Annotated in this window: 23 protein-coding genes; 17 read left to right on the forward strand and 6 right to left on the reverse strand. The window is 65.3% G+C overall.

Annotated elements, in window-relative coordinates:
* Window positions 1–103: 103 nt before the first annotated feature.
* Window positions 104–643, forward strand: coding sequence for a hypothetical protein (locus XH87_RS05515; RefSeq protein ID WP_271586445.1), 540 nt, complete (start codon window positions 104–106; stop codon window positions 641–643).
* On the opposite strand, the gene XH87_RS05520 is transcribed toward XH87_RS05515, so the two are convergent.
* From XH87_RS05520 to XH87_RS05530, 3 genes are all read right to left on the reverse strand, one after another.
* Window positions 605–997, reverse strand: coding sequence for a carboxymuconolactone decarboxylase family protein (locus XH87_RS05520; protein ID WP_158672182.1), 393 nt, complete (start codon window positions 995–997; stop codon window positions 605–607). The two genes, XH87_RS05515 and XH87_RS05520, sit on opposite strands and share 39 nt — an antisense overlap.
* A 126-nt stretch (window positions 998–1,123) precedes the next feature.
* Window positions 1,124–1,906: a 3-oxoadipate enol-lactonase gene (gene pcaD, locus XH87_RS05525; RefSeq protein WP_271586446.1), complete on the reverse strand. Its 783-nt coding sequence runs from the start codon at window positions 1,904–1,906 to the stop codon at window positions 1,124–1,126.
* Between the two features lie 15 nt (window positions 1,907–1,921).
* Complete coding sequence (locus XH87_RS05530; protein ID WP_271586447.1) at window positions 1,922–3,277, reverse strand: 3-carboxy-cis,cis-muconate cycloisomerase; 1,356 nt, start codon at window positions 3,275–3,277, stop codon at window positions 1,922–1,924.
* Between the two features lie 170 nt (window positions 3,278–3,447).
* Here XH87_RS05530 and XH87_RS05535 point away from each other — a divergent pair, with 170 nt between their 5' ends.
* The 12 genes from XH87_RS05535 to XH87_RS05590 all read left to right on the forward strand — a co-directional run bounded on the left by XH87_RS05535 (window position 3,448) and on the right by XH87_RS05590 (window position 13,798).
* Complete coding sequence (locus tag XH87_RS05535; protein ID WP_074123747.1) at window positions 3,448–3,894, forward strand: SRPBCC family protein; 447 nt, start codon at window positions 3,448–3,450, stop codon at window positions 3,892–3,894.
* A gap of 135 nt (window positions 3,895–4,029) precedes the next feature.
* Window positions 4,030–4,515, forward strand: a complete 486-nt coding sequence (locus tag XH87_RS05540) for a (2Fe-2S)-binding protein (RefSeq protein WP_158669908.1) — start codon at window positions 4,030–4,032, stop codon at window positions 4,513–4,515.
* 27 nt (window positions 4,516–4,542) lie between these two features.
* On the forward strand, window positions 4,543–5,349 hold the full coding sequence (locus tag XH87_RS05545) for an FAD binding domain-containing protein (RefSeq protein WP_271586448.1): 807 nt from the start codon (window positions 4,543–4,545) through the stop codon (window positions 5,347–5,349).
* A gap of 62 nt (window positions 5,350–5,411) precedes the next feature.
* On the forward strand, window positions 5,412–6,335 hold the full coding sequence (locus XH87_RS05550; RefSeq protein ID WP_035707717.1) for an AAA family ATPase: 924 nt from the start codon (window positions 5,412–5,414) through the stop codon (window positions 6,333–6,335).
* A 127-nt stretch (window positions 6,336–6,462) separates the two neighbouring features.
* On the forward strand, window positions 6,463–7,665 hold the full coding sequence (locus XH87_RS05555; RefSeq protein WP_271586449.1) for a vWA domain-containing protein: 1,203 nt from the start codon (window positions 6,463–6,465) through the stop codon (window positions 7,663–7,665).
* Window positions 7,666–7,674: 9 nt separating this feature from the next.
* On the forward strand, window positions 7,675–7,998 hold the full coding sequence (locus tag XH87_RS05560; RefSeq protein WP_008564652.1) for an XdhC family protein: 324 nt from the start codon (window positions 7,675–7,677) through the stop codon (window positions 7,996–7,998).
* Window positions 7,999–8,000: 2 nt separating this feature from the next.
* Window positions 8,001–8,702 (forward strand): XdhC family protein, encoded by a 702-nt coding sequence (locus XH87_RS05565; protein WP_271586450.1) that lies wholly within the window; start codon window positions 8,001–8,003, stop codon window positions 8,700–8,702.
* Entirely contained in the window at window positions 8,699–10,303 is a 1,605-nt protein-coding gene (locus XH87_RS05570) for a molybdopterin-binding/glycosyltransferase family 2 protein (protein ID WP_271586451.1), read from the forward strand. The genes XH87_RS05565 and XH87_RS05570 overlap by 4 nt, the downstream gene beginning before the upstream one ends.
* A 108-nt stretch (window positions 10,304–10,411) precedes the next feature.
* Window positions 10,412–10,801 carry a DUF4189 domain-containing protein gene (locus XH87_RS05575; protein ID WP_158669905.1) on the forward strand — a complete coding sequence of 130 codons (390 nt, stop codon included), beginning with the start codon at window positions 10,412–10,414 and terminating at the stop codon, window positions 10,799–10,801.
* Window positions 10,802–10,925: 124 nt separating this feature from the next.
* Window positions 10,926–11,336, forward strand: coding sequence for a DUF2000 family protein (locus tag XH87_RS05580; protein ID WP_271586452.1), 411 nt, complete (start codon window positions 10,926–10,928; stop codon window positions 11,334–11,336).
* A gap of 136 nt (window positions 11,337–11,472) precedes the next feature.
* Window positions 11,473–12,498 (forward strand): alcohol dehydrogenase AdhP, encoded by a 1,026-nt coding sequence (gene adhP, locus XH87_RS05585; RefSeq protein ID WP_271586453.1) that lies wholly within the window; start codon window positions 11,473–11,475, stop codon window positions 12,496–12,498.
* Between the two features lie 19 nt (window positions 12,499–12,517).
* Window positions 12,518–13,798, forward strand: a complete 1,281-nt coding sequence (locus tag XH87_RS05590; RefSeq protein WP_271586454.1) for a family 4 glycosyl hydrolase — start codon at window positions 12,518–12,520, stop codon at window positions 13,796–13,798.
* Window positions 13,799–13,827: 29 nt separating this feature from the next.
* Here XH87_RS05590 and XH87_RS05595 read toward each other — a convergent pair whose 3' ends face one another.
* From XH87_RS05595 to XH87_RS05605, 3 genes are read right to left on the reverse strand one after another with little or no spacing between them, the layout of a single operon-like run.
* Window positions 13,828–14,241 carry a GFA family protein gene (locus XH87_RS05595; protein WP_035715962.1) on the reverse strand — a complete coding sequence of 138 codons (414 nt, stop codon included), beginning with the start codon at window positions 14,239–14,241 and terminating at the stop codon, window positions 13,828–13,830.
* A gap of 15 nt (window positions 14,242–14,256) precedes the next feature.
* On the reverse strand, window positions 14,257–14,718 hold the full coding sequence (locus XH87_RS05600) for an SRPBCC family protein (protein WP_271586455.1): 462 nt from the start codon (window positions 14,716–14,718) through the stop codon (window positions 14,257–14,259).
* Complete coding sequence (locus XH87_RS05605; RefSeq protein WP_271586456.1) at window positions 14,715–15,050, reverse strand: ArsR/SmtB family transcription factor; 336 nt, start codon at window positions 15,048–15,050, stop codon at window positions 14,715–14,717. The genes XH87_RS05600 and XH87_RS05605 overlap by 4 nt, the downstream gene beginning before the upstream one ends.
* 108 nt (window positions 15,051–15,158) lie before the next feature.
* Here XH87_RS05605 and XH87_RS05610 point away from each other — a divergent pair, with 108 nt between their 5' ends.
* The 4 genes from XH87_RS05610 to XH87_RS05625 are packed head-to-tail and all read left to right on the forward strand — an operon-like array spanning window position 15,159 to window position 18,728.
* Window positions 15,159–15,854: a TetR/AcrR family transcriptional regulator gene (locus XH87_RS05610; protein WP_271586457.1), complete on the forward strand. Its 696-nt coding sequence runs from the start codon at window positions 15,159–15,161 to the stop codon at window positions 15,852–15,854.
* A complete protein-coding gene (locus XH87_RS05615; RefSeq protein ID WP_271586458.1) occupies window positions 15,851–16,639 on the forward strand; it encodes an HlyD family secretion protein in 789 nt (262 codons plus the stop codon). Before XH87_RS05610 ends, XH87_RS05615 begins: the two co-directional genes overlap by 4 nt.
* Complete coding sequence (locus tag XH87_RS05620) at window positions 16,636–17,568, forward strand: ABC transporter ATP-binding protein (protein WP_158669740.1); 933 nt, start codon at window positions 16,636–16,638, stop codon at window positions 17,566–17,568. Before XH87_RS05615 ends, XH87_RS05620 begins: the two co-directional genes overlap by 4 nt.
* Window positions 17,565–18,728 (forward strand): ABC transporter permease, encoded by a 1,164-nt coding sequence (locus XH87_RS05625; protein ID WP_271586459.1) that lies wholly within the window; start codon window positions 17,565–17,567, stop codon window positions 18,726–18,728. Before XH87_RS05620 ends, XH87_RS05625 begins: the two co-directional genes overlap by 4 nt.
* Window positions 18,729–18,804: the final 76 nt, after the last annotated feature.

Below are 18,804 nucleotides of genomic sequence, written 5' to 3' on the forward strand. Positions count from 1 at the left end.
TTAAGGTAAACAAAGGGTTTAAATTGCCGCCGCAGTCTGATGCGAGTTAGCTCCCGGCAAAGCCTTCCAGCGAAGGCGAACGGCAGGCGAAGCGGGAAGCGGCATGTTCAGGAATTGGCGGATCGGTTCGGTCAATGGCGCGATGCTGGCGGCCTATTTCATTCCGGCCTGGACCCTCGTCGCCTTCAACATCATTGTCGCGCCTGTGCACGGCCTCTACGAGAGGCCGAGCGTCGCCGTTGCGCTGTTCCTCAGCGACCATCTCCAGATGGCGGGGATGGAAACGGTGCGCGCCGCCTGGCTGCTTGCGCTGGGCCGGCTGACGGTCGTGGCGTTCCTTGCGATCTATCTCGTGCTGCTCTGCATGCCCCGAATGCGAAGGAACGGCGGCAGCGACGAGGCGCTCGGCATTGCGCTGGCGATCGGCAGCCTGATCTCGTTTGCCAGCATGGTGATGGCCTCGAAGGTCGGCGAGATGGCCGCGCTCCGGCTGCATGCCACCGAGCTCCTGCTCTTGCTCGGTGCCGCGATTGTGGTGGTGATCGAGAAGCCGGCGGCAGCGCCGAAGACGTCGGAGATCGCCGCGCCGCCAAGTCTTCAGCCGTTAGGTCTTGAGCAGGCCGAGCTCCTGCACAATCGCTGAGGCTTCCTTGACGGCGTGGTTCACCGCCGGGACGCCGCAATAAATTGCCTGCTGGAGCAGGATTTCCTTGATGTCATCGGGCGTGAAGCCGCCCTCGGCGAGCGCCGCACGCACGTGCAGGCGGAATTCGTCCCATTGCCCGAGCGCGACCATGGTGCCGATCACGAGCACCCGCCGCGTGCGCTCGTCGAAATGCGGTCGCGTCCAGATCTCGCCCCAGGCGTAGCGCGTGATCATGTCCTGGAAGTCGGTGTTGAACGCGTTGCGGTTGGCGATTGACTTGTCGACCCAGGCATTGCCCAGCACCTTGCGGCGCACATTCATGCCGGCATCGCGGCGGTTCTGATCGTCCATGTTTCGTCTCCGGTGAGTCATTCCGGGGCGCCTCGAAGAGGCGAACCCGGAATCTCGAGGTTGTGAATGCCGATCGAGATTCCGGGTTCGATGCTTTGCATCGCCCCGGAATGACGATGGGCGCGATCAGCGCTGCGTCAGGAATCCCACCACCGCATCCGTGAACGCGTGCGGCTGCTCGACGTTGGAAATGTGCGCGGCATCGATGATGGTCATGCTCGCACCGGGAATGTTCGAGCGGATCAATTCACCGGCCGAGATCGGCGTCGCCATGTCGTGGCGGCCGGCGATCACCAGCGTCGGGCTCTTGATCCTGGGAAGCAGCGCGCGCTGGTCGAGCGTCGATAGCGCCTCGCAGCAGGCAAGGTAACCCTCGACCGGGGAGGCGAGCAGCATCGATTTCATCTTCGCGGTGATCTCAGGCTCGCGCTCGCGGAAATCCTGGGTGAGCCAGCCGGCGATCACGGCATCGGCCACCGCCGCGATGCCGCCCTTCTTCACGGCGTCGATGCGTTCCAGCCATCTGGTCGGCTCGGCGTAGTAGCAGGAGGTGTTGGCGAGGATGAGCTTGCCGAATCTTTCAGGTGCGTTGGCGCCGAGCCATTGTCCGACCATGCCGCCCATCGACAGGCCGCACCAATGCACCTTCTCGATGTTGAGATCGTCGAGGATCGCGAGCACGTCGCGGCCGAACCGCTCCATCGTGTAGGGGCCGGGCGGAACGTTGGACTTGCCGTGGCCGCGGCGGTCGTAGCGGATGACGCGGAATACCTGCGTCAGCGCCTTCATCTGCGGCTCCCACATCTGCAGCGTGCAGCCGAGCGAGTTGGACAGCATCAGGGTCGGCCCACCGTCGCGGCCCTCGACGGAGACGTTGAGCAGGCAACCGTCGGCATCGATCATGGGCATGCGGCGTCTCCGTATCTATTCGCGGTCGAGGCTGTCGAGCAGGCTGTCGATCAAGGCCTGCGACGCCCCTTGATAGGCCATCGGCTCGAACAATGCCGCAATTTTTTCCGGCGGAAGGTGCGCGGTAACTCGCGAATCGGCCGACAGCACCTTGCGCAGATGCTTCTTCTCGACGACCGCGCGCTTGCTGGCGGCCTCGATCAGATGATGCGCCTCGCTCTTGCCGATCGTCTCGGCCAGCGCGAAGGTGACCGCCTCGGCCATGATCAGCCCGTCCGTCGCATCGAGATTGCTGCGCATGCGCGCGGCATCGACCTCGAGACCCTCGGCGATGTCGACGATGGCCGCAAGCGCGCCGGAAGCGACCAGCATCAATTGCGGCAGCGTCGGCCACTCCGCGTGCCAGGGGCCGGCACTGCGCTCGTGGTCCTGCACCTGCGCGGCAAAGATCGTCGCGGCGAGCTGCGGGGCCATGGTGGCGGCGCCCAGCGCGCTCGCGGCGGCGACCGGGTTGCGCTTGTGCGGCATGGTCGAGGACCCGCCGCGGCCTTCGCCGGCGGGCTCGAACGCTTCGGCGACGTCGGTCTGCATCAACAGCGAGACATCGCGTGCGATCTTGCCGCAGCTGCCGGCGAGAATTGCGAAGCAGGATGCAGCCTCGGCGATGCGGTCGCGATGGGTATGCCAGGGCGCCTCGGGCAGCGGCAGATCGAGCTGCTGCGCCAGCCGTTCGGCGACCGCGAGCCCCTTGTCGCCGAGAGCCGCAAGCGTACCGGCCGCGCCGCCGAATTGCAGCGCCAGTCCCTCGCGGGAGAGCCGCCGCAGGCGGCAGCGGGCGCGGGCAAGGCTTGCGGCATATTCGGCCGCCTTCAGCCCGAACGGCATCGGCAGCGCGTGCTGGAGCCAGGTTCGCGCCACCATCGCGGTGTTGCGATGGCTGCGCGCCAGCGCGGCAAAGCCCTTGATGGCGCGGCTGAGGTCAGCGTCCAGCGCATCGATGCCGGCGCGAAGCGTCAGCATGGTCGCGCTGTCGATGACGTCCTGGCTGGTCGCGCCCCAATGCACGTAGCGGGCGGCCTCCGCGTCAAGCTTGCCGACATTGGCAGTCAGCGTCTTGACCAGGGGAATTGCGAGGTTGCCCGATCGCGTCGCAGCCTCGGCCAGCGCGGCCAAGTCGAAGGAATCGGCCTTGCACGCGGCCTCGATCGGACCCACGGCGGACGCAGGAATCAGTGCCGTGGCGGCCTCGGCGCGTGCCAAGGCTGCCTCGAAATCCAGCATGTTCTGCAGGGTAGAGCGGTCGTCGCAGACCACGCGCATGGCCGCGCTTGACAGCATCGGCGCCAGCAGGGGGGAGAGGGATGTGCTCATGTTGCGCGCGACCTAATCACCATGGCCCGGCTGTGCCAATCCCCAACCGCCCGCACACGTCTTTTTGCAGTTGCGAATATGCATTGCACGTGACCCGGCCCCGCCCTTTCTTTTGTCGCGTCCCTGCGTTACTTGATCAGCACTATAGTTACCGATCCGGGAGAGATCTCATGGCCATGACGATGAACGGCGAGGTCCAGCTTGCGGCGCCGCGCGAGGCCGTGTGGGCCAAGCTCAACGATCCCGAGGTGCTCAAGGCCTGCATTCCCGGCTGCGAAGAGCTGGAGAAGACCGACGACGGCGGCTTTCGCGCGACGGCAAAAATGAAGGTCGGGCCGGTGTCGGCGCGCTTCAAGGGCAAGGTCATGCTGTCCGATCTCGACCCGCCGAATGGCTACAAGATCTCGGGTGAGGGCGAGGGCGGGGTCGCCGGATTCGCCAAGGGCGGCGCGGCGGTCAAGCTCGCGGAGAAGGACGGCGGCACGCTGCTCTCCTACGACGTCGAGGCGCAGATCGGCGGCAAGTTGGCGCAGCTCGGCCAGCGCCTGATCAACGGCGCCGCCAAGAAACTCGCCGACGAGTTTTTCGCGAACTTCGCCAAGGCGGTACAGGGCTGAAACCTATCGCCTTTCGGCATGGCGGCTTGCGTCCGGGGTGATGTTGCCCCAGGGGACAATGGCCCATATGATGGGTTGGAATAATTATAAGAACCGCTTCGACGGGACCCGTCGGGGCGCTGATAGAGAGTGCTTATGGCAAAAATCTCCCTCATCGTGAACGGCAATCCTGTGACGGCCAATGTCGATCCCCGCACGCTTCTGGTGCAATTCCTGCGCGAGAATCTGCGGCTGACCGGCACCCATGTCGGCTGCGATACCTCGCAGTGCGGTGCCTGCGTGGTGCATGTCGACGGCAAGGCCGTGAAGTCCTGCACCACGCTTGCGGTGATGGCCGACGGCCACGAGGTCAGGACGATCGAGGGGTTGGCCGCCGACGGCGCGCCGCTGCATCCGATGCAGGAGGCCTTCCGCGAACACCATGGCCTGCAGTGCGGCTTCTGCACCCCCGGCATGATCATGACCGCGATCGACATCGTGCATCGCAAGGGCCACGAACTCGACGACCACACGATTCGCGAGGAGCTCGAAGGCAATCTCTGCCGCTGTACGGGCTATCAGAACATCGTCGCCTCGATCTCCGCCGGCGCGAAGGCGATGGCGAAATCCGACCTCGCGTAACGCGCATCCCGCGATCAGGACATTCAGATGTACGAATTCAAATATCATCGCCCTGGGACCGTTCGCCAGGCGGCCAACCTCCTGGTGAAGAACGAAGACGCCAAGGTGATCGCCGGCGGTCACACGCTTATTCCCGTCATGAAGCAGCGCCTCGCAAGCCCGCCGCATCTGGTCGACCTCTCCCATATCGAGGGGCTCAATTCGATCGAGATGAAGGGCCGCTCGCTGGTGATCGGCGCCACCGCCAAGCACGCCGAGGTCGCGACTTCCGCGATCGTCGGTGAGGCGATCCCGGCGCTGGCGAACCTTGCCGGCGGAATCGGCGATCCCGCCGTGCGTCACAAGGGCACGATCGGCGGTTCGCTCGCCAACAACGATCCGACCGCCGACTATCCGGCCGCGGTGCTTGCGTTAGGGGCCACCATCGTCACCAACAAGCGCCGCCTCAAGGCGGAAGAGTTCTTCCAGGGCCTGTTCACGACGGCGCTCGAAGCCGACGAGATCATCACCAAGGTGATGTTCCCGCTGCCGAAAAAGGCGGCCTATATCAAGTTCCGCAACCAGGCCTCGCGTTACGCGCTGGTCGGCGTGTTCGTCGCGCGGCGTCCTTCAGACGTGCGCGTTGCCGTCACCGGCGCCGGCTCCGAAGGCGTGTTCCGCGTCACCGCATTCGAGGAAGCCCTGAAGAAGCGCTTCGCCTCGAAGGCGCTGGAAGGCATCGCGGAGCCGGCGGAAGGTCTCAACAGCGATATCCACGGCAGCGCCGAATACCGCGCGCACCTCATCGGGGTGCTGACGCGGCGTGCCGTCGATGCCGCCAACGCCAAGGCGTGAGGTGACCTCACGCCTCGGCCCCGAACATGTCCCGATGAGGGCGTAGTAAGACTGGCTTTCTCATGACTTCAACGCCCAATTCGTCCGGTGCTTTGCCGGCATCGGTCGATGCGATGCTCGAACTTCTGACGTCGCGGGGCTACCTCGCCGAGCGGTCGCTTGCGACGGTGACCTACCTCTCATTGCGCATGGGCCGGCCGTTGTTCCTGGAGGGCGAGGCCGGCGTCGGCAAGACCGAGATCGCCAAGGTGCTCTCGGCGGCGCTGGGGCGGAAGCTGATCCGCCTTCAGTGCTACGAGGGCCTCGACGTCTCCTCCGCTGTCTACGAGTGGAACAGCGCCGCGCAGATGATCGCGATCCGGATGGCGGAAGCCGCCGGCGATACCGATCGCGACCAGCTATCGAGCGACATCTTCGCCGACCGCTACCTGATCAAGCGGCCGCTGCTTCAGGCGCTGGAGCCCGACGTCGCCGGCCCGCCGGTGCTGCTGATCGACGAGCTCGACCGCGCCGACGAGGCGTTCGAAGCCTACCTGCTCGAAATCCTCAGCGACTTCCAGGTGACCATCCCCGAATTCGGCACCGTGAAGGCGCCGCATCCGCCGATCGTCATCATCACCTCCAACCGCACCCGCGAGATCCACGACGCGCTGAAGCGGCGCTGTCTCTATCACTGGGTGGATTATCCTGCCGCCGAGCGTGAGCTTGCGATCGTCAAGACGCGCGTGCCGGGCATCTCCGCCAAGCTGTCGCAGCAGGTCGTGCGTTTCGTGCAGGCGCTGCGCAACCAAGACTTCTACAAGTCGCCGGGCGTTGCCGAGACCATCGACTGGGCGACCGCCCTGTCCGAGCTCGACGCCCGTTCGCTGACCCCGCAAGTGGTCGGCGACACGCTGGGCGCGCTGCTCAAGTACCAGGACGACATCACCCGGATGCAGGGCGATGCCTTGCAGAAGGTGCTGAAGGAAGCGACGAGCGAGAATTGACGCGCTTCAATTGAGTTCGTCATTCCGGGGCGGTGCGAAGCACCGAACCCGGAATCTCGCGCCACAAACTCTGGATTCCGGGTTCGCCGCTTCGCGGCGCCCCGGAATGACAGAGCGAGGATTGACCATGGCCATCAACCACCTTGCCCCGGAGCAGACCGAGCAGTTCGCCGACAACGTCGTCGGCTTCGCCCGCGCGCTGCGTGCGGCGGGGATGCCGGTCGGCCCCGGCGCAGTCATCGATGCCATGAGCGCGCTGCAGGTGATCGACATCGGCAACCGCGCCGACGTCTTCACCACGCTGGAGGCAATCTTCGTCAAGCGCCACGAGCATGCGCTGATCTTCAAGCAGGCCTTCAACCTGTTCTTCCGCGCCTCGGAAGAATGGAAGCACATGCTGGATTCGGTGCCGCTGCCGGAAGAGGCCAAGAAGAAGCCGCAGGCCGGCGCGCGCCGCGTGCAGGAGGCGATGTCGCAGCCGCGCATGACCGAGACGCCGCAGCACCAGGAGCAGGATCTGCGCCTGTCGGTCTCCGACAAGGAGATCCTACAGAAAAAGGATTTTGCGCAGATGAGCGCGGCCGAGATCGCCGAGGCGCTCCGCGCCGTCGAGCGGATGCACCTGCCGCAGGCCGAGCTTCTGACGCGCCGGCACCAGCGAGATCCGCGGGGGCTGCGACTCGACCTGCGCCGCACGCTGCGCGCATCGCTCCGCACCGGCGGCGACATCATCGACATCCATCGCCTCGGGCGGATCGAGAAGCCGGCGCCGATCGTCGCGCTGCTCGATATCTCGGGCTCGATGAGCGAATACACCCGCCTGTTCCTGCACTTCCTCCACGCCATCACCGATGCGCGCAAGCGCGTCTCGGTGTTCCTGTTCGGCACCCGTCTCACCAACGTCACCCGCGCGCTGCGCCAGCGCGACCCCGACGAGGCGCTGGCGAGCTGCTCGGCCTCGGTCGAGGACTGGGCCGGCGGCACCCGGATCTCGGCCTCGCTGCACAACTTCAACAAATTGTGGGCGCGGCGCGTGTTGAGCCAGGGCGCCATCGTGCTGCTGATCTCCGACGGGCTGGAACGGGAGGCCGATTCCAGACTGGCCTTCGAGATGGACCGGCTGCACCGGTCCTGCCGGCGGCTGATCTGGCTCAACCCGCTGTTGCGGTTCGGCGGTTTCGAGGCCAAGGCGCAGGGCATCAAAATGATGCTTCCCCACGTTGACGAATTCCGCCCCGTGCATAATTTGAGTTCGATCCAGGAGCTGATCACGACGCTCTCCCGGCCGCTGCCGCCGCATCACCGCAGCCTGATCCGCTCCGCAGCTTGAGAGGCACCCATGCTCGATCGCGACGAGGATATTCTGAAGGCGGCGGAGGACTGGCAGAAGGCCGGTCGTGGCGTCGCGCTCGCCACCGTTGTGGAGACCTGGGGTTCGGCGCCGCGCCCGGCCGGCTCGAGCCTTGTCATCAACGATGAGGGCACCTTCCTCGGCTCGGTCTCCGGCGGCTGCGTCGAGGGCGCTGTGGTGACCGAGGCCATGGACGTGATCGAGAGCGGCAAACCCAAGATGCTGGAGTTCGGCGTCGCCGATGAGACGGCCTGGAATGTCGGGCTGTCCTGTGGCGGCACCATCCGCGTCTTCGTCGAGAAGGTCGGCTAGCCGTGAAGCTCGCAATCCTGCACGAACTCAACGCCGAGCGCGCAGCGCGCCGGCCGGTGATCCTGGTGACCGACACCGAGAGCGGCGAGCAGCGGCTGGTGAAGGCCAGGGACTTCACCAAGGATCCGCTGCGCACCGAGTTGGAGAAGCAGCTTCGCATGGGCAAGAGCGCCGGCATCGAGGCCGGCGGCAAGAAGCTGTTCCTCAACGTCTACGCGCCGACGGCAAAGCTCGTCATCATCGGCGCGGTCCATATCAGCCAGGCGCTGGCGCCGCTGGCGCGCTCGCTCGGCTACGATGTCACCGTGGTCGATCCGCGCACGGCATTCGCGAGCCCCGAGCGCTTCCCGGACATTCCGCTGATCGCCGAATGGCCCGACACGGCGCTGCCGCCGCTCAACGTCGATGCCTATACGGCGTTCGTGGCGGTGACTCACGATCCCAAGATCGACGATCCCGCGCTGCTGCACGCCTTCGAGCGCAACTGCTTCTATATCGGCGCGCTCGGTTCGCGAAAGACGCATGCCAAGCGGGCCGACCGGTTGCGGGCGCAGGGTGCCAAGGAAAGCGACATCGCGCGCATCCACGCGCCCATTGGTCTTGCGATCGGCGCGGTCTCGCCATCCGAGATATCGGTGGCGATCATGGCCGAGATCACGGCGGTGCTCCGCCTGCCACCAAAAGAAAAAGAAGAAGCGGCATGAAGTTCGGCCCGGCGAGCCCGAGGGATGCGATCGGCGGGGTGACCGTCCACACACTGCGCCAGGGCCCCCTGGTGCTGAAGAAGGGCACGACGATCGGCGCCGCCGAGGTCGAAGCGCTGGAGCGTGCCGGCATCAAGGACATCGTCGTGGTGCGCATGGAGGCGGGCGACGTCTCCGAGGACGTCGCGGCCGCCAGCATCGCGCTTGCCGTCGGCGGCGAGGGCATTCATGTCGAGCGCGCCTTCACCGGCCGCGCCAATCTGTTCGCCGCGCGCCCGGGCGTGCTGGTGATCGACCGCGCCGCGGTCGACCGCATCAACAATGTCGACGAGGCCATCACCTTTGCCACGCTCTCGGCCTACAAGCCGGTGGTCGAGGGCGAGATGGTCGGCACCGTCAAGATCATCCCGTTTGGCGTCGAGGGCACTTTGCGCGATGCCGCGGTGAAGGCGGCCGGCAAGGACGTGCTGACGATCGCCCCTTATGTGATCAAGCGCGTCGGCGTCGTCTCGACGCTGCTGCCGGGACTGTCCTCGAAGGTGATCGACAAGACGCTGCGCGTCACCGCCGAGCGCCTTGCGCCGGCCGGCGCCAGCGTCATTGCCGAGCGGCGTGTCCCGCATGAGGAGCAGGCGCTGTCGGCCGCGATCAAGGAATTGCTCGGTCTCGGTGCCGAGCTCGTCATTGTGTTCGGCGCCTCCGCGATCGCCGACCGACGCGACGTCATCCCGGCAGCCGTCACCGGCATCGGCGGGGAGATCGAGCATTTCGGCATGCCGGTCGATCCCGGCAATCTGCTGCTGATCGCCCGCGCCGATGGCGTCCCGGTGCTGGGCGCGCCGGGTTGTGCGCGCTCGCCGGTCGAGAACGGTTTCGACTGGGTCTTGATGCGGCTCCTCGCCGGCATCGAGGTGACGCGGTCCGAGCTGATGGGCATGGGCGTCGGCGGCCTGCTGATGGAGATCGTGACGCGCCCGCAGCCGCGCGCAAAGCCGGAGACCGAGGGCAACAGCCAGGTCGCGGCCATCGTGCTCGCGGCGGGCCGGTCGACCCGCATGGGCGGCTCGAACAAGCTGCTCGCCGAACTCGACGGCAAGAAGCTGGTCCGCCTCGCCACCGAGCAGGCGCTGGCCTCGAAAGCATCCGAAGTGATCGTCGTCACCGGCCATCAGGCCGAACTCGTCGAGCAGGCGCTGCAAGGCCTGAAGGTGCAATTCGTCCGCAATCCGGATTTCGCCGGCGGCATCGCCAGCTCGGTCAAGGCGGGCATCGCGGCCGTGCCCGAGACCTGCGACGGCGCGGTGGTGTGTCTCGGCGACATGCCGCTGATCGACGCCGGCCTGATCGACCGTCTCATCGACAGTTTTGCGCCCGACCGTGGCAATCTCATCGTCGTGCCCGTCAGCGAAGGCCGCCGCGGCAATCCCGTGCTGTGGTCGCGCCGCTTCTTCAGGGAGCTGATGACGCTCGACGGCGACGTCGGCGCGCGCCACCTGATTGCCAAGCATGCCGAGGCCGTGGCCGAAGTGCCCGTCGACGGCGAGAGCGCCTTTCTCGACATCGACACGCCGCAGGCGCTGGAAGCGGCAAGACGCGGGTAGCGATGTTCCGGCTTGATATGGGCCCCCGATTTCAACCACCCGTTCACCATCTGGAAACGACCGCCGCTTAGAGTCGCCTCCACCTGCCTTGGGGGGAGGGGTTTTTCCATGGCTTCGAACGTCGTCGCGCGCCGTTGCGCGATGTTTTTCTTTGCGCTGTCCGTCTGTGTCGCCGGTGCCCGCTACATCACCGAAGCCCATGCCGCTGGCGCCTTTGCGGTCGGCAAGTGCGGCGCCTACGGCCAGGCGTATGATTACAACTCCGAGCACGAAGCCCGCATCGCGGCGCAGAAGCAGTGCAAGGGCGATTGCACGACCGTGACGATGAAGCGCGCCTGCGCCGCGATGTCGGTCGATCTCACCAACCCCTGCGGCGCCTATGGCTATGCCGTGAAGCCGAAGATCTCGGCTTCGCTCAACGCCGCTACGCGCGAGTGCTACAAGTACGGCGGCAAGGAATGCGTGATCCGCGCCTGGGCCTGCGACGCTAGGGGTTGATTCTTGTATTGTCATTCCGGGGCGCGGCAGCGCGAACTATGGTGCGCAATTGCGCACCTGAGAATCTCGAGATTCCGGGGTTCGGTGCGGCGCGTTGCCCCGGAATGACAATCGAGGGAACCACATGCAGTTCGACACCAAGATCGCGGTCGTGATCCGCACCGATCTCCAGGCCTGGCAGAAGCTCAACGTCGCGTCCTTTCTCACTAGCGGCATCGCCGCGGCTTTTCCGGACTGCGTCGGCGAAGCCTATGAAGACGCCTCGGGCACGAAGTATCACGCGCTGATCGGCCAGCCGATCCTGATCTATGGCGCCGACGGTCCGGCGTTGTCGCGCGCACTGGAGCGCGCGCTCACTCGGAACGTTACGCCAGCCGTCTATACCGAGGATATGTTCAGAACCACGCACGACGCCGCCAACCGCGAGGCGGTGAGGGCGGTCGCGCGCACCGAGCTCAATCTCGTCGGCATCGCCATGCGCGCCGAGCGCAAGATGATCGACAAGATCGTCGATGGCCTGAAGTTCCATAGCTGATATCCGGCTGCGGAAGACCTGTCATCGCGTTGTCGTGATGGCGCACGCTGCGCAACGATTGGGCGGTTTGACCCGGATCAAGTACCAGCGGCGTCGGGCCGCTACTCTGCCGTTCGCAATGCGAAGGAGCAGAGACATGCCGACCATGAAAGCCGCAATCGTCAGACAATTCGGCAAGCCGCTGGTGATCGAGGACGTGCCGGTGCCGGAGCCCGGTCCCGGCGAGGTCCTGGTCAAGGTGAAGGCCTGCGGCGTCTGCCATACCGATCTGCACGCGGCGTCCGGCGACTGGCCGGTGAAGCCGGCGCCGCCTTTCATCCCCGGCCATGAGGCCGCCGGCATCGTCGCCGCGCTCGGGCCCGGCGTGACGAATCTGAAGATCGGCGATGCCGTCGGCGTCGCCTGGCTCCACGACGCCTGCATGGCTTGCGAATATTGCGAGACTGGCTGGGAAACCTTGTGCGAGCACCAGCACAATACCGGCTACAGCGTGAACGGGGGCTTCGCCGAATATGTGATCGCCTCGGCGGCGTTCGCCGCAAAGCTGCCGGCGACGGTCGACTTTGCTGCCATCGCGCCGATCCTGTGCGCCGGCGTCACCACCTACAAGGGATTGAAGGAGACCGAGGCCAAGCCCGGCGAGTGGGTGGTGATCTCAGGCGTCGGCGGGCTCGGCCATGTCGCGATCCAGTACGCCAAGGCGATGGGGCTCAAGGTCGCCGCGGTCGACATTGCCGAAGACAAGCTCAAGCTCGCACGCGAGGCTGGCGCCGATCTCGCGGTCGATGCGCTCGCAGCGGGCGCCGTGGACAAGGTGCTGGCGGCAACCGGGGGCGGAGCTCATGGCGTGCTGGTGACGGCCGTCTCGACGGCCGCGTTCGCGCAAGCGCTCAAGATGGTGCGCCGCAAGGGCACCGTCAGCCTCGTCGGCCTGCCGCCGGGAGAATTTCCGACGCCGATCTTCGACGTCGTGCTCAAGCGCATCACGGTGCGCGGCTCCATCGTCGGTACGAGGCGCGACCTCGACGAAGCCATTGCGTTTGCCACCGACGGCAAGGTGAAGGCCGAAGTGAGCAAGGTGCCGCTCGCGGAGATCAACCACGTCTTCGATCGGATGAAGGCCGGCAAGATCGACGGCCGCATGGTGCTCGAGTTCAACTAGTCTCTGCAGGGAGCAGAGCATGGTCCGGCCAACGAAGATCGTCTTTCTCGGCGCCAGCAGCGCATCCTTCGGGATGAGCATGTTCCGGGATCTGTTCTCGACCCGCGATCTGGCCGGTTCGACACTGGTCCTGGTTGGACGAAACGTCGAACGTCTTGGCCGGTCGACGCGGCTCGCGAAGCTGCTCAACGAGAGATCCGGCGCCGGTTACGCCATCGAGGCCACGGTGGATTGGCGCGCTGCGCTCGACGGCGCCGAGTTCGTCGTGCATTCCACCGCGATCGATCGCAATCGGCTGTGGCGGCTCGACTTCGAGATTCCGCGCAAGTTTGGCATTCATCACACGCTGGGTGAGAACGGTGGGCCCGGCGGCTTGTTCTTCACGCTGCGCACCTTGCCGGTCGTCTTCGACTTCGTCCGCGAGATGGAGCTCCGCTGCCCGCAAGCGACCTTCATCAACTTCTCCAATCCGGAAAGCCGCATCATCCTGGCGCTCGGGCGGTACAGCGGGATTCGCAGCGTCGGCCTCTGCCACGGAATATTCATGGCCCGCGGTGATGTCGCCCGAATTCTGGGACTGCCGGAGAGCCGAGTGGATGTGTGGGGTGCGGGCCTCAATCACTTCCAGTGCCTGACCGAAATTCGGGATCGCGAGACGGGCGAGAACCTCTATCCGCTGTTGCGCGAGAAGGAGAGGGATTTCGATCCCGCCTTCTCACCCCTGACGCGCAAATTGTTGCATGCCTTCGGCTACTGGCTCGGCTGCGGCGACAGTCACGTTGGCGAGTATCTCTCGTTCGGCTGGGAGGCCGGCGAGGGCGGCTACAATTTCGAATGGGACGAGAGCGAGCGCGCGAAACTGACGCGCCTGATCGATGACGTGCTCGCCGGTCGTGCCGAGGCGCCGGACTGGTGGTCGATGCCGTCGGGGGAGCGCGCGATCAGCATCATCGCCGCCAGCGTTCATAACCGCAAGCAATTCGTCGAATCCGCCGTCATTCACAATCGACAGGTGATCCCGAACCTGCCGGCCGACGCCGCGGTGGAGGTGCCGGTGATGGTGGATGCCGCGGGCATTCATCCTGTCTCGCTCGGGCCGCTGCCCGATGGCGTGGCCAAGCTGATGACGATCCAGGTTCAGGTTCAGCAGATGGCAGTGGAGGCGGCGATGCATGCCTCGAAGGAAATGGCGCTGCAAGCGCTGCTGCTCGACCCTGTTATTCATTCCGAGCAGGCCGCGCGCGGCCTGCTCGAGGAGTTGTGGGAGATCAACCGACCTTACATACGGCCATGCATTTGAGCGACCGACCAGTCTCAGCGCGTCGTACCTTACGTCGGCGGCATGCCTGCAAATTTCGGCAGGTCGGGATCAAGATGATCCCAGCCGTGACCGCGCGCGGCGAAAGTGACCGCCTGCGGCTTGTAGCGGGCGGGCTCGTCAAGGCTTGCCGCCCGGATCGTGAAGACCGCGGGCTGTGCTGCGAAGGTCATGTAGACAGGCACGCCGCATTGTGTGCAGAAGCCGCGCGTCTTCACGTTGCCGCTGTCGGCAACCATGTCCCAATGCTTTGCTTCGCCGGTCAGCGTGACGCCGGCGCGCGCGAACGTCGCGTACGAGCCATGGCCGCTGCCGCTTTCCCGCTGGCAGTCCCGGCACTGGCAGTGATTGCTGAACAGGGGCTCCCCCGGAATCGAATAGCGGATCGCGCCGCAGGCGCAGCCGCCGGTATAGGGCTTTTCCATCGCGATATCTCCCGCTCACTCTTCGCCACTGATCTCGTCGAGCTGGCGGACGACTTTCTTCCAGCCGCCGCTCATGACCGTGTAAGCCGACTCGTTCCTGGGCAGGACGAAGCCCGCATGGACCAGGCGAATCCGCGTGCCAGCTTCGACCGGGGTGAGGGACCACGTCACAACGGTGTCGAGCGGTGCGCCATAGCCGGTGTTGCGCTCGTCGCCGCCCTTCCAGGCGTAGACGAGGCGCCTGCAAGCCACGACCTCCAAAACCCGGCAATGGATCACGCCGTCCCAGTTGCCGCCCGGGGTCGTCTGGAAGGTGAAGCTATTGCCTTCGATGGCCTCGAAGCCGGTCGGCTGCATCAGCCAGCGCGCGATCAATTGCGCGCTGGTCAGTGCCTTCCAGATCGTCTCGGGCGTGTGCGGGAAGACCTCGTCGATGACGATGTCCCTTGTTTCGGCTTTCAACTCGGCAGCACTCACGGATCGATCTCCTTCAAGAGGTCACGCAGATTCTGGAAACGCTCGCGCCAGAAGACGCCGTAATGGTCCATCCAGGTGACCAGGGGCTCGAGTCCTTGCGGCGCGGCGCGGTAGTAGACGTTGCGGCCCTCTGCGCGCTCGGCGACCAGACCGGCCTGCTTGAGGGACTTCAAATGTTGCGAGATCGCGCCCTGGGTGACGCCGCTGCCGCGCGTCAGCTCGGCGACGCTGATCTCCTTGCTCTCGAACACGCGCTCGAACACGGCGCGCCGTGTCGGGTCGGCGAGGGCGCGCATCACGGTGGTGACGGGGTTTGCAGCGGCTTCGATCATGAAATCAAATTAGTAGATACTAATACATTAGTCAATACTAATTCGTCGTGCTGTTGGGAGATACAGGTTGATATTGACTATGACTGACTAGTCAGTCATATTTTAAGAATGACGAAGAAACCGGACAAGGCCGTGCCGCCGTCTCAGGCTCGCACCAGCGAGTGGGGCCAGGCGCTCGAAGCCAGCGGAGGCGCTCCCGCCTCCAACCGCGCCACGCGCGCCGCGCAGCGGCGTGCGGCGATCGTGGAGGCGGCGATGGAGGAATTCATCTCGCGCGGGTTTGCGGCGACACGGCTCGACGACATTGCCAGGCGGGCGGGCGTGGCGAAGGGCACGATCTACCTGCACTTCAAGGACAAGGAATCGATGTTCGAGGAGCTGGTGCGGACCGTGATCGTGCCGGTGGTTACCCGCCTCACGAAGTTACCGCCGCCGACGGGCTCGGTGCGTGATCTCGTCGAGAGCTTTGCCAGCAACTTTCTGGCAGAGGTCATCAACACGCGTCGCGGCGATCTTGTGCGTCTGATCGTGGCGGAGGGGCCGCGCTTTCCTTCCGTCGCCGACTTCTACTACCGCGAGGTCGTCTCGCGCGGGATCGCCGCCATGCGCGCGCTGATCGAGCTCGGCATCGCCCGCGGCGAGATCCGGCAGAAGGACCTTGCGCGCTATCCGCAGATCCTGGTCGCACCCGCGATGATCGCGGTGATCTGGCAGAGCCTGTTTGCGCGGCATGCGCCGCTCGACGCGCAAGAGATGCTGCGCGTCCATCTCGATTTGATTTTTGGCGAACGGAGGACGACATGACGTCGTTACAAGCAATTTTCAGTCTTGCATTGACGATCGTGCTCGCAACCGGGCTTGCCGGGTGCAACGAGAAGCGCGATCCCGGCTTCCAGGGCTGGGTCGAGGCCGACATGATCTTCGTCAGCCCGGACGAAGCCGGGCGGGTCACCAAGCTCAACGTCCGCGAAGGCGACGAGGTCAAGGTCGGCGATGCCCTCTATTCCGTCGACGACGATCTCCAGCGCGCCGATCTCAATCAGAACAAGGCGACGCTGGCGAATGCGCAGCAGACCTATGACCGGGCGGCCTCGCTGAGCAAGACCGGCTCCGGCACACAGGCCAATCTCGATTCCGCAGTGTCCGCCTTGCGCGTCGCGGAAGCGCGGGTGACGACGTCGGAGACGCGGATGGCGCGGCGCAAGGGCTTTGCGCCCGTCGCCGGCACCATCCAGCAGATCTATTTTCGCGAGGGAGAGATGGTGGCGGCGCAGCGTCCGGTGCTGTCGATCATGCCTCCCGGCAACATGAAGCTGCGCTTTTTCGTGCCGGAGACCGAGCTGCCCAAGCTCGCGATCGGCGATACGGTGCGCGTCTCCTGCGACAATTGCGCTGCCGATCTCACCGCGAAGATCTATTTCATCGCGACCTCGGCCGAATACACCCCGCCTGTCATCTACAGCCTCGATGAGCGCAACAAGCTGGTTTATTTGATCCAGGCGCGGCCATCGCGCCCCGACGCGCTGCGGGTCGGACAGCCGATCGACGTCTATCTCAATCCAAAAACCCCGGTGGCGGACAAGCGATGAACGGCGGCAACGGCATCGCGATCGACGTCAAGGGCCTGACGAAGTCATTCGGCGGTCGCGAGGTCGTGCACGACCTGTCGATGCAGGTGAAGCGCGGCTCGATCTACGGCTTCCTCGGACCCAATGGCTCGGGCAAGACCACGACCATCCGCATCCTCTGCGGGCTGCTCACGCCTGACAGCGGCGAGGGCACCTGCCTCGGCTACGACATCCGCCGCGATGCCGAGAAGATCAAGCGCCAGGTCGGCTACATGACCCAGCGCTTCAGCCTCTATCAGGATCTCTCCGTGCGCGAGAATCTCGAATTCGTCGCGCGGCTCTATGGCCTCGCCGACGCGCGCGGCGCCGCACGCGACATGATCAGGCGGCTCGGGCTCTCGGGGCGGGAGGAGCAGCTTGCGGGCGAGCTCTCCGGCGGCTGGAAGCAGCGGCTGGCGCTCGGGGCCTGCACGCTGCCCAATCCGCAACTCCTGCTGCTCGACGAGCCGACCGCCGGCGTCGACCCCAAGGCGCGGCGCGATTTCTGGAACGAGATCCACGCACTCGCCGCCGAGGGCCTCACGGTGCTGGTCTCGACCCACTACATGGACGAGGCCGAGCGCTGCCACGAGATCGCCTACATCGCCTACGGCTATCTGCTGGCGCACGGCACGGTGGAGGAGGTGATCGCGAAATCCGCGCTGACGACCTACACCGTCACGGGCGAAGGACTGAACGAGCTTGGGGCTGCGCTGCCGGGCAAGCCCGGGATCGACATGGTGGCGCCGTTCGGCACCTCGCTGCATGTTTCCGGCCGCGACGTCGCGGCGCTCGAAGACAGCATCGCGCCCTGGCGCGAGAAGGGCGGACTGCACTGGCAGAAGTCGCAACCGTCGCTCGAAGACGTGTTCATCGAGCTGATGGGGCGCTCCAGGGACAATTTCCAATGAGCGCAGTCGACCGTCCTGCACCACGACGCGAAATCCGCGAGCGCTTCGGCTTTTTGCGCCGCTCCTATGCGATGCTGGTCAAGGAGTTCATCCAGCTCAAGCGCGATCGCGTCTCGTTCGCGATGATCGTGATGCTGCCGGTGATGCAGCTGATGCTGTTCGGTTATGCCATCAACACCACGCCGCACCATCTGCCGAGCGCCGTGCTGCTCCAGGAGGACTCCGATCTCGCCCGCTCGATCCTGAAGGCGCTGGAGAACACCGCCTATTTCCGCTTCCTCTATGAAGTGCACGACGTCGACGATTTCGACAACCTGCTGAAGTCAGGCAAGGTGCTGTTCGGCGTCGAGATCCCGCGCGGCTTCGAGCGGGCGGTGCGACGCGGCGACCGGCCGGCGCTGCTGGTTGCCGCCGACGCCACCGATCCGGTCGCAGCAAGCGCGGCGATCGGCTCGCTCGGCATGGTCGTGCAGACCGCGCTCAAGCACGATCTCTACATCGGCGATCCCCCGGAGATGCCGTTCGAGATCCGGGCGCATGCCCGCTACAATCCGGCAGCTAGCTCCAGCCTCAACATCGTGCCAGGGCTGGTCGGCACCATCCTGACCATGACCATGCTGATCTTTACCGCCCTGTCGGTCACGCGCGAGGTCGAGCGCGGCACCATGGAGAGCCTGCTGTCGATGCCGATCAAGCCGGTCGAGGTGATGTTCGGCAAGATCATCCCTTATGTGCTGGTCGGCTTCGTCCAGGCCTTCCTGATCATCAGCATCGGCGTCGGCCTGTTCGGCGTGCCCGTGCTCGGCAACCTCGTCCTGCTGGCGCTGCTCTCGACGCTGTTCATCACCACCAATCTGTCGATCGGCTATACCATCTCGACGCTGGTGCAGAACCAGCTCCAGGCGATGCAGATGTCGATGATGTTCTTCCTGCCCAGCATTTTGCTCTCCGGCTTCATGTTCCCGTTCGCGGGCATGCCGGCGTGGGCGCAATATGTCGGTGAGGGATTGCCGCTGACCCATTATCTGCGCATCGTCCGCGCCATCATGCTCAAGGGCGCGACCATGCAGAACCTGCGCTTCGACACGCTGGCGCTGGCCGCCCTGATGCTGCTCGCCATGACCATCGCCGTGACGCGCTTCCGCCGCACGCTGGATTGAGGCAAACTGTCCTCCGATGTCATTCCGGGGCGCACGAAGTGCGAACCCGGAATCTCGAGATTCCGGGTTCACGCTT

It is taken from the genome of Bradyrhizobium sp. CCBAU 53415 (assembly GCF_028128735.1).
Taxonomy (GTDB): Bacteria; Pseudomonadota; Alphaproteobacteria; order Rhizobiales; family Xanthobacteraceae; genus Bradyrhizobium.

Coding starts and splice junctions, on each gene's coding strand:
- XH87_RS05535 (WP_074123747.1), top strand. CDS start 3,448: ATGGCCATGACGATGAACGGCGAGGTCCAGCTTGCGGCGCCGCGCGAG.
- XH87_RS05515 (WP_271586445.1), top strand. CDS start 104: ATGTTCAGGAATTGGCGGATCGGTTCGGTCAATGGCGCGATGCTGGCG.
- XH87_RS05605 (WP_271586456.1), bottom strand. CDS start 15,050: ATGATCGAAGCCGCTGCAAACCCCGTCACCACCGTGATGCGCGCCCTC.
- XH87_RS05625 (WP_271586459.1), top strand. CDS start 17,565: ATGAGCGCAGTCGACCGTCCTGCACCACGACGCGAAATCCGCGAGCGC.
- XH87_RS05575 (WP_158669905.1), top strand. CDS start 10,412: ATGGCTTCGAACGTCGTCGCGCGCCGTTGCGCGATGTTTTTCTTTGCG.
- XH87_RS05560 (WP_008564652.1), top strand. CDS start 7,675: ATGCTCGATCGCGACGAGGATATTCTGAAGGCGGCGGAGGACTGGCAG.
- XH87_RS05615 (WP_271586458.1), top strand. CDS start 15,851: ATGACGTCGTTACAAGCAATTTTCAGTCTTGCATTGACGATCGTGCTC.
- XH87_RS05555 (WP_271586449.1), top strand. CDS start 6,463: ATGGCCATCAACCACCTTGCCCCGGAGCAGACCGAGCAGTTCGCCGAC.
- pcaD (WP_271586446.1), bottom strand. CDS start 1,906: ATGCCCATGATCGATGCCGACGGTTGCCTGCTCAACGTCTCCGTCGAG.
- XH87_RS05570 (WP_271586451.1), top strand. CDS start 8,699: ATGAAGTTCGGCCCGGCGAGCCCGAGGGATGCGATCGGCGGGGTGACC.
- XH87_RS05540 (WP_158669908.1), top strand. CDS start 4,030: ATGGCAAAAATCTCCCTCATCGTGAACGGCAATCCTGTGACGGCCAAT.
- XH87_RS05545 (WP_271586448.1), top strand. CDS start 4,543: ATGTACGAATTCAAATATCATCGCCCTGGGACCGTTCGCCAGGCGGCC.
- adhP (WP_271586453.1), top strand. CDS start 11,473: ATGCCGACCATGAAAGCCGCAATCGTCAGACAATTCGGCAAGCCGCTG.
- XH87_RS05610 (WP_271586457.1), top strand. CDS start 15,159: ATGACGAAGAAACCGGACAAGGCCGTGCCGCCGTCTCAGGCTCGCACC.
- XH87_RS05620 (WP_158669740.1), top strand. CDS start 16,636: ATGAACGGCGGCAACGGCATCGCGATCGACGTCAAGGGCCTGACGAAG.
- XH87_RS05550 (WP_035707717.1), top strand. CDS start 5,412: ATGACTTCAACGCCCAATTCGTCCGGTGCTTTGCCGGCATCGGTCGAT.
- XH87_RS05520 (WP_158672182.1), bottom strand. CDS start 997: ATGGACGATCAGAACCGCCGCGATGCCGGCATGAATGTGCGCCGCAAG.
- XH87_RS05530 (WP_271586447.1), bottom strand. CDS start 3,277: ATGAGCACATCCCTCTCCCCCCTGCTGGCGCCGATGCTGTCAAGCGCG.
- XH87_RS05580 (WP_271586452.1), top strand. CDS start 10,926: ATGCAGTTCGACACCAAGATCGCGGTCGTGATCCGCACCGATCTCCAG.
- XH87_RS05590 (WP_271586454.1), top strand. CDS start 12,518: ATGGTCCGGCCAACGAAGATCGTCTTTCTCGGCGCCAGCAGCGCATCC.
- XH87_RS05595 (WP_035715962.1), bottom strand. CDS start 14,241: ATGGAAAAGCCCTATACCGGCGGCTGCGCCTGCGGCGCGATCCGCTAT.